Source organism: Aggregicoccus sp. 17bor-14, assembly GCF_009659535.1.
Taxonomy (GTDB): domain Bacteria; phylum Myxococcota; class Myxococcia; order Myxococcales; family Myxococcaceae; genus Aggregicoccus.
The window spans coordinates 226978-239042 of record NZ_VJZZ01000005.1 but is presented as its reverse complement, the minus strand read 5'-3'; the positions used below and the strand labels follow the sequence as shown (position 1 = coordinate 239042).

Sequence of the window (12065 nt, the reverse complement as noted above, 5' to 3'; positions counted from 1 at the left end):
GACGTCATGAAGGTCGAAGTGAAGAGTCAGTTCTGGGGACGGGCGCTCGGCGGCCTCGCGCTGTGCGCTGCCCTGGGCTCGGCGGTCGTCGCCGCGCAGCAGACCCCGAGCGCGCCGGTGGCGAAGCAGCCGGCTCCCGCCGCCACCCCCACCACCGCGAAGCCGCAGACGGACCCGTCGAAGCCGAACGTGGTGGTGCTCGCCACCGGCGGCACCATCGCCGGCGCGCAAGCGAGCCAGAAGGAGTACGGCTACAAGTCCGGCGCCTTCGACATCCAGCAGCTCATCGACGCGGTGCCCTCCATGAAGGAGCTGGCGAACCTCACCGGTGAGCAGGTGGCCAACGTGGGCAGCCAGGACATGAGCGACGCCATCTGGCTGAAGCTGGCCAAGCGCGTGAACGAGGTGCTGAGCAAGAAGGACGTGGCCGGCGTGGTCATCACCCACGGCACGGACACGATGGAGGAGACGGCCTACTTCCTCAACCTCGTGACCAAGAGCGACAAGCCGGTGGTGCTGGTGGGCTCGATGCGGCCCGCCACCGCGGTGGGCGCGGACGGCCCCGCGAACCTCTACAACGCGGTCGCGGTGGCAGCGGACCCCAAGGCCAAGGGCCGCGGCGTGCTGGTGGTCATCAACGACGAGATCCACGCGGCGCGCAACGTGGAGAAGCTGAACACCACCAACGTGCAGACCTTCGCCAGCCCCGAGCGGGGTCCCCAGGGGCTCGTGAACACGGGGAAGATCGCGTGGTTCGAGCCCATGGACAAGCGGCAGACCACGCGCTCGGAGTTCTCGGTGGACACGCTCCAGGCGCTGCCGCGCGTGGACATCATCTACGCGCACGCGAACATGTCGCCAGACCTCATCACCTCTGCCGTGGCGAACGGCGCCAAGGGCCTGGTCATCGCCGGCGTGGGTGACGGCAACATGACGAAGGAGGCGCTCGCGGCGCTGGAGAAGGCGGTGACCCAGAACGGCGTGCTCGCGGTGCGCAGCACGCGGCTCGCGACCGGCCTGGTGCTGCGCAACAACGAGGTGGACGACGACAAGATGGGCTTCGTCGCCTCCGGCGAGTTCAACCCTGCGAAGTCCCGCGTGCTCGCGCAGCTCGCGCTGACCAAGACGAAGGACCCCAAGGCCGTGCAGCAGATCTTCAACACCTACTGAGGCCCGGGCGCCTGCACTAGAGGAGCTTGTCCTCGTGCAGGCGCTCCACCACCGCGTTGGCGATGCCCGAGGCCGCGCTCTCCACGTTGGAGGGGTCCAGGGTCTCGGACACGGTGCTCCACACCAGCTGGCCCTGGCCCTGGGTGCGGTAGAGCTGGGTCTCCACCTGCACGGTGGTGCTCTGCGAGACGTAGCCGGGGCTGTAGGCCATGGGGTACGCGTAGCCGTAGTAGCCGTAGAAGCCGCCGCCCGCGGGGCCGTAGTAGCCCGCGTAGCCGCCGGGCACGTAGTGCTCCTCCTGGTGCACGTCCACGAGCCGCACGAGCAGCACCGAGTCGAAGTTCTCGCGCTTCACCAGCTCCTCCACCTTCGCGCGGTCGAGGGGCTGGCCGGACTCGAAGCGGTTGCTCTCGAAGGGCTGCGCCTTCGCCGCCTGCAGGCGGGAGGCGAACTGCCGCTCCACGGTGCGGCGGCCGGTCTCGCTGCGCGTGAGCGCGATGACCAGCACCCGGCTCACCTTGGGGCCGGGGTCGGGCGCCTTCCACACCCCCTTGAGCTGCGTGGAGGCGCAACCGCTGCCCAGCAGGGCCACCAGCAGCAGCCCGAGGCCTGAGGAGGAACACCAGGGGGAACACTGCTTCGTTCGTGCTTGCATGGGGGACAGATGGGGCTGCGCCCGCCCCTCCGCCTCGGACCCGGGGACGAGGACGCGCCGGCGCGGCGTGCCGCTCGATGCACGAGCAGGGAGCCGGCGCTACGGCTTCGCGAGCCCCTTCTGCTGGCGCATGTGCCAGGCATCCAGCGGCACCCGCGCGAGCGCGAGGGGGCGGTACTCGAGCGAGAGGGGGCGCTGCGCCGGGGGCATCGCGAGGTGGCGCGTCAGCGTGCCGGGGTCCGCGCCGCTGACGAGCGCCTGGGCCTGCTCGGCGGCGTAGATGCAGCGGGGGACGCCGGCGAGCAGCGCCGCGGCCTGGCACAGCGCACAGGGCTCACAGCTGGCGGCGAGCAGCGTGCCGGGCAGGGTGAGCGTGCCCAGCTCCCGGCAGGCCGCGCGCAGCGCGAGCAGCTCCGCGTGCGCGGTGGGGTCCGAGTCCTGCAGCGTGTGGTCCACCCCGGTGGCGAGGATCCGCCCTTCGCGCAGCAGCAGTGCGCCGAAGGGGCGCCCTCCGTGCCGCACGTTCTCGTAGGCGAGTCGGATGGCCTCGTCGAGCCAGTGGTCGTCGGTCATGCAGCCTCCAGTGACCGGTGCGTGCGCTTTTTTTGCGGTGCCAGCGGAGGAACGGTGCACACCGGATGCGGGCCGACCATCGGTGCAAACCCGGGGACGCGTCGATTCTCGCGCCGCAGGCGCACGCTCGGCCCCGCCCCCTGCGGCCGCGCCCACCTCCGGCCGCGCCTTCCCCCGGGTTTGTCCGGAGGCGCGGCGCCGCGGCCTGCCGCATCCGTGCAGCGAAAGGGAGCTCCCATGTCCACTCGTCGCCTCCTGCTGCTCGTCTCTCTCGCCACGCTCTGCGGCTGTGCCACCCCCTCGTCGCAGGGGGCTTCCCCCGGCGCCTCCTCCGGCGGCAGCGCGGCCCCGAGCAGCGGCACCGGCGGCTCCGGCAGTGCGGCGTCCTCCGCGAGCGGAAGCGGCGCAAAGGTCGAGGGCAACATCGTGGTCAACGCCGCGGGCCGCGCCACCAGTGGGCAGCTGAAGGATGGCACCCTCACCGCGCCGCAGGTGAGCGTCTCGGTGGACCCGAAGGCGGCGCGCGGGCGCATCGCGGGCGCCACGGTGGACCTCACGCTCAGCGACTCGGAGGTGGTGGGGCAGGTGGGCAGCAACACGACGCGGCTGCAGTTCGCGCAGCAGGGCGGGCAGCTGATGGCCAAGGGGATGTTCGCGGGCTCCGGCTCGCAGCTGCTGCTCACGCCGCAGAAGCTCGAGGGGCAGTTCCTCAAGTGCACCTACGTGCTGCAGCGCGCGGGCGCCGCCGCCGGGAGCGCGACCGGTGGCTCGGGCGGGGCCGGCGGCGAGCTGAGCTACGAGGGCAAGCGCAACTGCGCGGGCTCGCGCGAGGTGCCCGCCACCGTGAGCCTGCCCGCCGGCTTCACGGGCCTCAGCCCCGCCGAGCAGGTGACGCTGCTCAACCTGGTGCTCGCCCGCTAGGCGCCATCAGAAGAAGAGCTTCGCCATCTGCAGCACCACCGTGAGGAACTGGCGCTGGGACATGAGCAGGGGCACCACGGGGGCGAGCGCACAGGCGACGACGGTGAGGACGGGGCGGCGGCCGAGCGGGACGAGGCGCAGCTGGCGCTCCACCTCGAACGAGGTCCCGAGGTCCGTGAGCGAGGAGATCTCCGGCGCCCCGAGCACCTCGTCGCCCGCGGCGCGGCGCTGGGCCCACGCCTCGCGGCCGAACCAGCGCGCCTCGAAGTGCTGGGAGTGCAGGGCGGCGAGCATGGAGAAGTGCTCGTCTCCCCGCACCTTGGTCCTCAGCAGCACGGGGAAGAAGAAGACGAGCGGCGCGAAGATGACCACCACCGACACCGCGGCGAGCACGAGCAGGGGGCTCGCGTAGCGCAGCAGGTCCGCGAGCGCCGTGAGCTCCTGGCGCTTGCGCATGGCCGCCGCCACCGTGCAGGCGATGGCGAACACGAGCGCCCCGAAGCTCGCCTGGAAGATGGCGAGGAAGCCCAGGCCCCCGGCGCGGTCCGGGTGGGTGGGCACCAGCACCAGCGGCAGCCGCGAGATGCGCAAGAGCAGCACGTCCCACATCAGCGTGCGCCACACCCAGCGCAGCAGCACGAAGCGCAGCAGCGGAACGCCCACCCAGTGGTACCAGCGCCCTGCCCCGGTGAGGTGGGCGTCCGCGCGCACCGCCCAGCTGCTCCACAGCGCGAGCGTGGGGAAGAGCGAGAGCGCGTACGCGGCCGCCAGCAGCACGCCGTCCGCCACGGGGTGGCCGCGCAGGCGGTGGATCTGCTCCACCTCGCGCGCCATCCGCGGCAGGTCCTTCTCCCGCACCAGCTCCGAGGAGCAGAAGAGGCGCAGCGCGATGGCGAGCCGCCGGTCGATGTAGGGCCCCACCAGCACCATCAGCGGCAGGGTGAGCAGCAGCTGGGCGTGCGTGGGCAGGTCGCCCGCCAGCGCGCGCAGGGCCGCGGGCCCCCCGTCCACCAGTGCGACGAGGGGCAGGGGCACCCAGGTGAGCAGCACCAGCCCCAGCGCGCTGAGCAGCGCGGCGCGCTCGGGGCTGCGGCGCGGCGCACTGCGCGGCAGCAGGCGGGCGAAGGGCCCGCCGCGCACCAGCGAGAAGTCGAGCAGGCTGGCCGGCAGGTCCATGCGGAGGGCTCCCACCCGGAGAGTAGGCCCTCTGCAGCCGTGCCGGATCGGGACAAGTCCCGAGGCCCCCGCGCGCCGGCTCGCCCCCTGTGCGTGCGTTGTACCCGGGTGCGGGGTCGTGGTTTCCACCGATGGAAGGCGCGCGGCGCATGCCCATCTGTGGAAACGGCCTCACCTGGAGGGAGCCATGCACCTTGCCTCGTACGTCTTGCCGGGCCTGCTCGCGCTCGGTCTCGCTCAGCCCGTTGCCGCGCAGGATCAGCCGCCGGTGGAGACCCCACCTGCGGATCCGGGAACGAGCACATCGACGACGACGCACACGTCGATGGAGACGGAACCGCTCGAGTACAGCCACACCGAGCACGTCGCGCCCGTCTTCGGCTTCGTCGGAGGTGGCCCCTCCATCCCGATGGGCAAGACGGGTGACCGCTTCAACGTGGGCTACGGCTTCAACGCCGGCGTCGGCTTCAACTTCAACCGCTACCTCGGCGCCCAGGTGGAGGCCTACTGGAGCCACTACGGCGTGAACGGGAACATCTTCAACAGCACGGCCCTGGATGCGAACCACCGCATGCAGTACGGCACGGTGGACATCGTGGGCAACGTGGTGCGAAGCGGGCCCTTCACCGCGTACCTGCTGGGCGGCGGCGGCCTCTACTACCGGCGCGTGGAGCTCACCCAGTTCGCCGGGACCACGGTGGTCCCGGTGTGCGACCCGTGGCTCTTCTACTGCTACCCGAGCGCGGTCTCGGTGGAGACCATCCTCGGCTCGCGCAGCTCCACGGACTGGGGCATCAACGGCGGCGTGGGCTTCAGCGTGCGCGTGGCTGGCGGCCTGCGGCTCTACGCGGAGGGCCGTTACCACTACATCTTCGGGCCCGAGCTCGCGAACTCCAACGAGCACGCGAACGGCGACTACATCCCCATCATGTTCGGGCTGCGCTTCGAGTAGGCAGCGATGGAGCTCGCCGGCTTCTGGGACGACCTGGTGCGCAACCTCACCTCCGGCCGGGGCCAGTTCCGCCTCTTCCTCCAGCCCTTCATGGCCTTCCTCCTGGGCCTGAGGCTGGGGGTGGCGGATGCGCGCGAGGGGCAGCGGCCCTTCTTCCTCCGGCTCTTCCACGCGCACCGGCGGCGCTGGCAGCTGCTCAAGCAGTCGTTCTCGGATGCGGCCATCCCGCTCACGCTCGCCGTGTGCATGGACTCCGTCCTCCAGTACCTCACCCTGGGGCGCATCCGCCTCCTGGGCGCGCTGATCGTGGGCGCCATCCTGGTGTGGTTGCCCTTCACGCTCACGCGCGCCTTCACCAACCGCATCTGTCACCACCTGCCCGCGAGGCGGCGCACCGCGCGCCCCTAGCACGGAGAAGCGCATGAGACCCCCAGCCTCCAGAGCACACGCGCTGCTGCGCGCACTGGCCCTCGCCGCGCTCGCGCTCGGCGCGGGGCTCGCGCCGGCGCAACCCAAGGCGAATGCGAAGATCGACGCGGACGCCGACCGCATCCTCAAGGCGATGTCCGGCTTCCTCGCCGCGCAGCAGGCCTTCACCGTGGACTACGACGTGGACAACGAGGTGATGGACACCGACGGGCAGAAGCTGCAGTTCAGCGCCTCGGGCACCATCGCCGCGCAGCGGCCCGGCAAGCTGTACGCCACCCGCCGCGGCGGCTTCGCCGACGCAGAGCTCTTCTTCGACGGCCAGACCGTCACCCTGCTCGGCAAGAACGCGAACATGTACTACCAGCTGAGCGGGCCCCGGAGCATCGACGAGGCCATCGACGCGCTGCGCACCAAGGCGAACCTGGACATCGGCGGAGCGGACCTCCTCTACGCGAAGCCCGCCGAGGGCATGCTCACGGACGTGAGCAGCGGGATGTACCTGGGCCCCGCGGTGGTGGACGGCGTGGACTGCGATCACCTCGCCTTCCGCGCGGCGCAGGTGGACTGGCAGCTGTGGGTGCAGCGCGGCGACAAGCCCCTGCCGGTAAAGTACGTCATCACCAGCAAGTGGGTCACGGGCGCGCCCCAGTACGCCGTGCGCCTGCACAAGTGGAACCTGCAGCCGAAGCTGGACGCCCAGCGCTTCGCCTTCACGCCGCCGGCCGGCGCGAAGAAGGTGGACTCGCTCGCCACCAACGAGCTGGGTGAGCTCGCAGCCGGAGCAGAGGGAGCACAGCGATGAGCACCTCTCGCAAGCAGAAGTTGTGGGCCCTCGCGCTCTTGGCCCTGCCCGCCCTGGTCCCCGAGGCGGAGGCGGTGGTGGGCCGCCCGCTCACGCCGGTGAGCGTGGCGGGTGTGGCGCGCCGCACCACCCGGCGCGCCATCTACGCCACGTCCATGTACGTGGCCACGCTGCCCAAGGGCTGCACCACCGTGGTGGTCAACGGCACCTCGCTGCAGCAGTGCGGCGGCACCTACTACCAGCCGTCCGGCTCGCAGTACGTCGTCGTGAACGTGCAATGAACCTCTCCAGGACCGGCGCCTAGGCGCCCCTGGACGCGGCCTCTCCCATGTCCACCTTCCGCGCCCCCCTGCTGCTGCTCGCCCTGGTGCTGGGCGCGGGAAGCGCACACGCGCAGCTGGACGAGAGCGCGCCCCCGCCCGCGCCGGTGCGCTTCCGCGGCGAGGAGCTGTTCCGCATCCTGGCCCCGATGCAGGGCGTGCCGCCGGAGAAGCGGGCGGTGAACGTGCAGGCGCGCGTGGAGCGGCTCGCGGCCGGCTCGGATGAGGTGCTCGAGCAGATCCACACCGTGGAGGTGGGGGGCTTGAGCGGGGTGATGGCCGCGGACCTGGTGGTGGTGGGCTTCGGCGCGGCGGACGCGCAGCTCGCCGGCAAGCCCCGCCAGGTGCTCGCGAAGGAGGCGGCGGAGCGCCTGCACGCGGCGCTCGCGCGCGACTTCGCCGCGCGCTCGGCCAAGGCGCTGGGGCGCTCGGTGCTCATCGCGGTGGGGCTCACCCTGGGCCTCCTCCTCCTGCTGCGGGTGCTCAGCCGCGGCGTGCGCCCGCTCGAGCGGCGCGTGCGCGAGCGGCTGGATGCGCGCCTCGCCCGCGCCCGGGGCAAGGGCCACCTGCTCTCGCTGATGCGCGCGGACCGCATCCTGCTGGGCGGCCTCACGCTCGCGCGCCGCCTGCTCACGCTGGGGCTGCTCGTGACCTGGGTCGTGCTGGTGCTGGGGCTCTTCCCGTGGACGCGCGGCTTCGCGCGCGCGAGCGCCGCGCGGCTGAGCGCTGCGGCGGCCTGGGTGGTGGCGGGGATCGCGAGCTACCTGCCCAACCTCTTCTACATCGCGGTCGCGGCGCTGGTGACGTGGGGGCTCCTGCGCATGGTGCGGCTCGCGAGCAACGAGGTGCAGGCGGGGCGGCTCACCTTGCCGCGCTTCTACCCGGAGTGGGCCGAGCCCACGTACAACATCGCCCGCTTCTTCGCGCTCGCGCTCTTCGCGGTGGTCATCTACCCCTTCCTGCCGGGCTCGGGCTCGCCCGCGTTCCAGGGCGTCTCGGTGTTCCTGGGCCTGGTGCTCTCGCTGGGCTCCACCGCGGCCATCGCCAACGTGGTGGCCGGCGTGGTCATCACGTACATGCGCCCCTTCCGGGTGAGCGACAGCATCAAGGTGGGGGACAGCATGGGCGTGGTGGTGGAGAAGACGCTGCTCGTGGTGCGGCTGCGCACGCTGGAGGGGATGGAGATCACCGTCCCCAACTCCGCCATCCTGCAGGGGCAGCTGGAGAACTTCACCGCGGCCACGCGGGGCACGGGCGGGCTGGTCATCGAGACCTCGGTGACCATCGGCTACGACGTGCCGTGGCGCACGGTGGAGCGGCTGCTGCTCACGGCGGCGCGCCGCACCCCGGACCTGCTGGAGAGCCCCGAGCCGGTGGTGTGGCAGGTGGGGCTGGAGGACTTCTACGTGCGGCACACCCTGCGCGTGGCGGTGAAGGCGGCGCAGCGGCGCAAGGAGATCCTCGCGGCGCTCAACCGCTCGGTGCTGGACGCCTTCTTCGAGGCGGGGGTGGAGATCATGAGCCCGCACTACGTGTCCGCGCGCGACGGCAACCTCGCCGCCATCCCGCCCGAGCAGCGCCCCGCGGGCCCCGTGCGCGCCTTCCGCCTGCAGCAGGTGGAGGCCGAGCCGGCGCGGGACGCCGCGCGCGCCGAGACCAGCGAGCCGCGTCGGCTGGAGCCCGCCGCCGCGAGCGAGCCGCACTGAGCTCGCGCGCTCAGTGCAGCTGGGGCGCGCGCGTGCTCTCGGCCGGCGGGGTGCCCTCCGCCAGGGTGTAGGCGCAGTTCACCAGCGCGAGGTGGCTGAAGGCCTGCGGGAAGTTGCCGAGCTGCTGGCGCTCGCGGGGGAGGTACTCCTCGGCGAGAAGTCCCACGTCGTTCTGGAAGCCCACCACCCGGTCGAAGAGCGCTCGCGCGTCCTTCGTGCGACCCTGCAGCTGGTAGGTGAGGGCGAGCCAGAAGGAGCAGGCCAGGAACGTGCCCTCCTCGCCCTCGAGCCCGTCGTCGCTCAGGTCGGTGCGGTAGCGCAGCACCAGCCCGTCCACGAGCAGCTCCTCCTCGATCGCCTTCACGGTGCCCACCACGCGCGGGTCGGTGGCCGGCAGCATCCCGGTGGCGGGGACGAAGAGCAGGCTCGCGTCCACCTGCTTCGACCCGTAGAACTGCGTGAAGGTGTTGCGCCCGGCGTCGTAGCCCTGGCTCAGCACCTCGTCGAAGATGTGCTGGCGCAGCCGCTCCCAGCGCGCGCGGTCCTCCTGCAGGCCGAACTGGTCGATCACCCTCAGCCAGCGGTCCACCGCGGCCCACGCCGCGACCTTGGAGGCGGTGAAGGGGCGCTTGGGGCCGCGCATCTCCCAGATGCCGTGGTCGGGGTTTCGCCACACGCGCTCCACGTGCTGGGCAAGCTGGCGGAACGCCCCCTCCGCGGCCTGGGTCAGCGTGCCCTGCAGCTCCACCGCGGTGTGCAGCACCGCGGCGAACTCGCCGAGCACGTCCAGCTGGAACTGGTCGTAGGCGCCGTTGCCGATGCGCACCGGCACGGCGCCGCCGTAGCCCTGCAGCCAGGGGAGGGTGACCTCGGTGAGGCGCCGCTCGCCGCGCAGGCCGTACATGATCTGTAGCTGCCCGGGCGCGCCGCCCACCGCGTCGATGAGCCAGCGGCCGAAGGCCTTGCCCTCCTCGAACATCCCCGCGCGCATCAGCGCATGGAGCCTGAGGGACGCATCGCGCACCCAGCAGAAGCGGTAGTCCCAGTTGCGCTCGCCTCCGGGCGTCTCGGGGAGCCCGAAGGTGGGCGCCGCGACGATGGCCCCGGTGGGCTCGAAGCAGCAGGCCTTGAGCGTGAGCAGCGAGCGCTTCACCACCTCCTCGAAGCCCGCGGGCAGCCGCGCCCGGTCGATCCACTCGAGCCAGAAGGCCTCGGTGGCCTCGAGCGCGGTGTCCGGCTCGAGGGCCCGGGGGATGTCCTCGTAGGGCGGCGCCCACGAGAGCACGAAGGGCACGCGGTCGCCCGCGCGCACCGTGAGCTCGGTGTCGAAGCCCGGCGGCTCCGCGCCGGGGCGGCCGCGCAGGTAGAGCGCGTCCGGGCCCGCCACCGCGCCGAAGGTGCCGTCGCGCCGGCGCACCGAGGGCGTGGTGAGGCCGTTGGCGAAGCGCGGCTGCAGCTGCGAGCGCACCTTCACCTCGCCCCGCACCCCCTCCACGAAGCGCACCAGCTGCGGGGCGCCGTCGCGGATGGGCATGAAGTCCACGAGCCGCACCGCGCCGCTCGCGCAGCTGAGCTCGGTCTCCAGGATGAGCGTGTCGCCGCGGTAGCGGCGGCGCACCCCCTGCACGGGCTGGGTGGGGGAGATGCGCCAGAAGCCGTTGTCCTCGCCGCCCAGGAGCGAGGCAAAGCAGGCATCCGAGTCGAAGTCCGGGAGGCACAGGAAGTCGATGGCGCCGTCCTTGCCCACCAGCGCGGCGGTGTGCAGGTCGCCGATGAGGGCGTGGTCCTCGATCAGCACGCGCGGCTGCACCGCGTGCGGGACGCGGGGGGCCCTGCGGGTGGCCCTCTGCTGCTGCGGCTGCGCGGTGGGCTCCATGGCTTCCTCCCTGGCTCGACCGCTCAAGGTGCGGCGCGCTGCCGCCCGCTCGCAATGAGGCCGGGGTCGCGACCGGCGCCGAGCGCGCTGCCTGGCCGCCTCGGAGAAACCCCTGGGCGCCCGCCCTGCGCAGGGCCTCTCCGGCTGGCGCGGCAGCAGGCCGCCGCATTGTCCCGGGGTCCGTGCTCGGGGCTTGTCCCGATGTGGCGCCCGGAAGAGCGGCCCAGTCTTGCTTCCTGGAGGAGCCCGCGCGCGCCGTGCCGGCCCCGAGGGAAAACCATGACGAGCCGTCCCCACCGCCCGCCCGCCCTCCCGCTCCTCGCCGGGCTCGTGCTCCTCCTCGGTGCAGGGGCACGGCCCGCCGGGGAGCTCGCGCCCGCGGCGGGCGCGCCGGTCACCTCCGCCGCGCAGGCCAGCGCCGCTCCAGCCAGCGCCCCTCGCGCGAGCGCCGTTCCGACAGGTGCTGTTCCCGCCGGTGCGGTCGTCAACGACGTGCACGTGCACCTGACGAACTACGTGCAGGAGGGCATCGACGTGCGCGGCCTGCTCCAGGTCATGGGCACGAAGGTGGGCCGCGCGGCCCTCTTCGGCATCCCGCTGCAGCAGACCTGGGACTACGGCAACACGGGCGAGTTCGCGCCCACCTACTACCTGCAGACGGACGCGCCGCTCTACTACTACTCGTTCACGGACGCCTTCATCGCCATGCAGTACCGCTCGCTCCCCAAGGCGGAGCAGGCGCGCTTCGACCCGATGATCACCGGCTTCAACCCCGCGGACATGTACGCCGCGGACCACGTGAAGCGCGTGCTGCAGACCTTCCCCGGCGTCTTCAGCGGCATCGGCGAGTTCACCATCCACAAGGAGTTCGTCTCCGCGAAGGTGGCGGGCGAGACGGCGAGCCTCACGAACCCCGCCCTGGACCGGCTCTTCGACTTCGCGGGCGAGGTCGGGCTCGTCGTGCTCCTGCACAACGACGCGGACATGCCCTTCCCCAAGCCGAACCAGGAGCCCTACCAGCTCGCGCAGTTGCGCGCGCTGTTCCAGCGCCACCCGCGCACCACCATCATCTGGGCCCACTGCGGCCTGGGCCGCGTGGTGCGCCCGGTGAAGGACCAGCTCGCGCTGCTCGAGCGCGCGCTCGCCGAGCCCGGGCTGCACCACGTCTTCATCGACCTCTCGTGGGAAGAGACGGCCAAGTACCTCGTCGCCACCCCCGAGACGACGCAGGCCGTGGCGGCGCTCATCAACCGCTACCCGGGCCGCTTCATCTTCGGCACGGACGAGGTCGCTCCGACCGAGCAGGCGAAGTACCTGAAGGTCTACGACCTGTACGCGCCCCTCTTCGCGAAGCTCACGCCCGAGGCGAGCGAGAAGGTGCGCAAGGGCAACTACGAGCGCCTCTTCGACGAGGCCCGCCGCCGCGTGCGCGCCTGGGAGCAGGCCCACCCCCTTGGAGCCCACAGAACCCCCTGAGCAGAGAGG

Annotated in this window: 12 protein-coding genes; 8 read left to right on the top strand and 4 right to left on the bottom strand. The window is 72.2% G+C overall.

Translation table 11 applies throughout. The features are described from left to right. Positions 1-6 precede the first annotated feature (6 nt). Positions 7-1170 (top strand): type II asparaginase, encoded by a 1164-nt coding sequence (locus FGE12_RS11975; RefSeq protein WP_153866557.1) that lies wholly within the window; start codon positions 7-9, stop codon positions 1168-1170. 16 nt (positions 1171-1186) lie between these two features. On the opposite strand, the gene FGE12_RS11970 is transcribed toward FGE12_RS11975, so the two are convergent. Continuing rightward, positions 1187-1825, bottom strand: coding sequence for a hypothetical protein (locus FGE12_RS11970; RefSeq protein ID WP_153866556.1), 639 nt, complete (start codon positions 1823-1825; stop codon positions 1187-1189). 99 nt (positions 1826-1924) lie between these two features. Continuing rightward, positions 1925-2398, bottom strand: a complete 474-nt coding sequence (locus FGE12_RS11965; RefSeq protein WP_153866555.1) for a nucleoside deaminase — start codon at positions 2396-2398, stop codon at positions 1925-1927. 237 nt (positions 2399-2635) lie between these two features. Here FGE12_RS11965 and FGE12_RS11960 point away from each other — a divergent pair, with 237 nt between their 5' ends. After that, entirely contained in the window at positions 2636-3319 is a 684-nt protein-coding gene (locus tag FGE12_RS11960; protein WP_153866554.1) for a hypothetical protein, read from the top strand. 6 nt (positions 3320-3325) lie between these two features. Here FGE12_RS11960 and FGE12_RS11955 read toward each other — a convergent pair whose 3' ends face one another. Further along, a complete protein-coding gene (locus FGE12_RS11955; protein ID WP_153866553.1) occupies positions 3326-4495 on the bottom strand; it encodes a hypothetical protein in 1170 nt (389 codons plus the stop codon). A gap of 187 nt (positions 4496-4682) precedes the next feature. Here FGE12_RS11955 and FGE12_RS11950 point away from each other — a divergent pair, with 187 nt between their 5' ends. From FGE12_RS11950 to FGE12_RS11930, 5 genes are read left to right on the top strand one after another with little or no spacing between them, the layout of a single operon-like run. Continuing rightward, positions 4683-5447, top strand: coding sequence for an outer membrane beta-barrel protein (locus tag FGE12_RS11950; protein WP_194797811.1), 765 nt, complete (start codon positions 4683-4685; stop codon positions 5445-5447). Positions 5448-5453: 6 nt separating this feature from the next. Next, positions 5454-5855 carry a hypothetical protein gene (locus tag FGE12_RS11945; RefSeq protein ID WP_153866551.1) on the top strand — a complete coding sequence of 134 codons (402 nt, stop codon included), beginning with the start codon at positions 5454-5456 and terminating at the stop codon, positions 5853-5855. 13 nt (positions 5856-5868) lie between these two features. Continuing rightward, the gene (locus FGE12_RS11940) at positions 5869-6678 is read left to right on the top strand and encodes a DUF2092 domain-containing protein (protein WP_153866550.1); all 810 of its coding nucleotides are present in this window, start codon (positions 5869-5871) and stop codon (positions 6676-6678) included. Continuing rightward, a complete protein-coding gene (locus tag FGE12_RS11935; protein ID WP_153866549.1) occupies positions 6675-6959 on the top strand; it encodes a DUF6515 family protein in 285 nt (94 codons plus the stop codon). The genes FGE12_RS11940 and FGE12_RS11935 overlap by 4 nt, the downstream gene beginning before the upstream one ends. A 47-nt stretch (positions 6960-7006) precedes the next feature. Then, positions 7007-8704 carry a mechanosensitive ion channel family protein gene (locus FGE12_RS11930; RefSeq protein WP_153866548.1) on the top strand — a complete coding sequence of 566 codons (1698 nt, stop codon included), beginning with the start codon at positions 7007-7009 and terminating at the stop codon, positions 8702-8704. Between the two features lie 10 nt (positions 8705-8714). Here the strand turns inward: FGE12_RS11930 and FGE12_RS11925 are convergent, their stop codons facing one another. Further along, positions 8715-10580, bottom strand: coding sequence for a glycoside hydrolase family 15 protein (locus FGE12_RS11925; RefSeq protein WP_153866547.1), 1866 nt, complete (start codon positions 10578-10580; stop codon positions 8715-8717). 279 nt (positions 10581-10859) lie between these two features. Between FGE12_RS11925 and FGE12_RS11920 the strand changes: the two genes are divergently transcribed. Beyond that, positions 10860-12056 carry an amidohydrolase family protein gene (locus tag FGE12_RS11920; RefSeq protein ID WP_153866546.1) on the top strand — a complete coding sequence of 399 codons (1197 nt, stop codon included), beginning with the start codon at positions 10860-10862 and terminating at the stop codon, positions 12054-12056. The last annotated feature ends 9 nt before the right edge of the window (positions 12057-12065 follow it).

Coding starts and splice junctions, on each gene's coding strand:
- FGE12_RS11975 (WP_153866557.1), top strand. CDS start 7: ATGAAGGTCGAAGTGAAGAGTCAGTTCTGGGGACGGGCGCTCGGCGGC.
- FGE12_RS11970 (WP_153866556.1), bottom strand. CDS start 1,825: ATGCAAGCACGAACGAAGCAGTGTTCCCCCTGGTGTTCCTCCTCAGGC.
- FGE12_RS11965 (WP_153866555.1), bottom strand. CDS start 2,398: ATGACCGACGACCACTGGCTCGACGAGGCCATCCGACTCGCCTACGAG.
- FGE12_RS11960 (WP_153866554.1), top strand. CDS start 2,636: ATGTCCACTCGTCGCCTCCTGCTGCTCGTCTCTCTCGCCACGCTCTGC.
- FGE12_RS11955 (WP_153866553.1), bottom strand. CDS start 4,495: ATGGACCTGCCGGCCAGCCTGCTCGACTTCTCGCTGGTGCGCGGCGGG.
- FGE12_RS11950 (WP_194797811.1), top strand. CDS start 4,683: ATGCACCTTGCCTCGTACGTCTTGCCGGGCCTGCTCGCGCTCGGTCTC.
- FGE12_RS11945 (WP_153866551.1), top strand. CDS start 5,454: ATGGAGCTCGCCGGCTTCTGGGACGACCTGGTGCGCAACCTCACCTCC.
- FGE12_RS11940 (WP_153866550.1), top strand. CDS start 5,869: ATGAGACCCCCAGCCTCCAGAGCACACGCGCTGCTGCGCGCACTGGCC.
- FGE12_RS11935 (WP_153866549.1), top strand. CDS start 6,675: ATGAGCACCTCTCGCAAGCAGAAGTTGTGGGCCCTCGCGCTCTTGGCC.
- FGE12_RS11930 (WP_153866548.1), top strand. CDS start 7,007: ATGTCCACCTTCCGCGCCCCCCTGCTGCTGCTCGCCCTGGTGCTGGGC.
- FGE12_RS11925 (WP_153866547.1), bottom strand. CDS start 10,580: ATGGAGCCCACCGCGCAGCCGCAGCAGCAGAGGGCCACCCGCAGGGCC.
- FGE12_RS11920 (WP_153866546.1), top strand. CDS start 10,860: ATGACGAGCCGTCCCCACCGCCCGCCCGCCCTCCCGCTCCTCGCCGGG.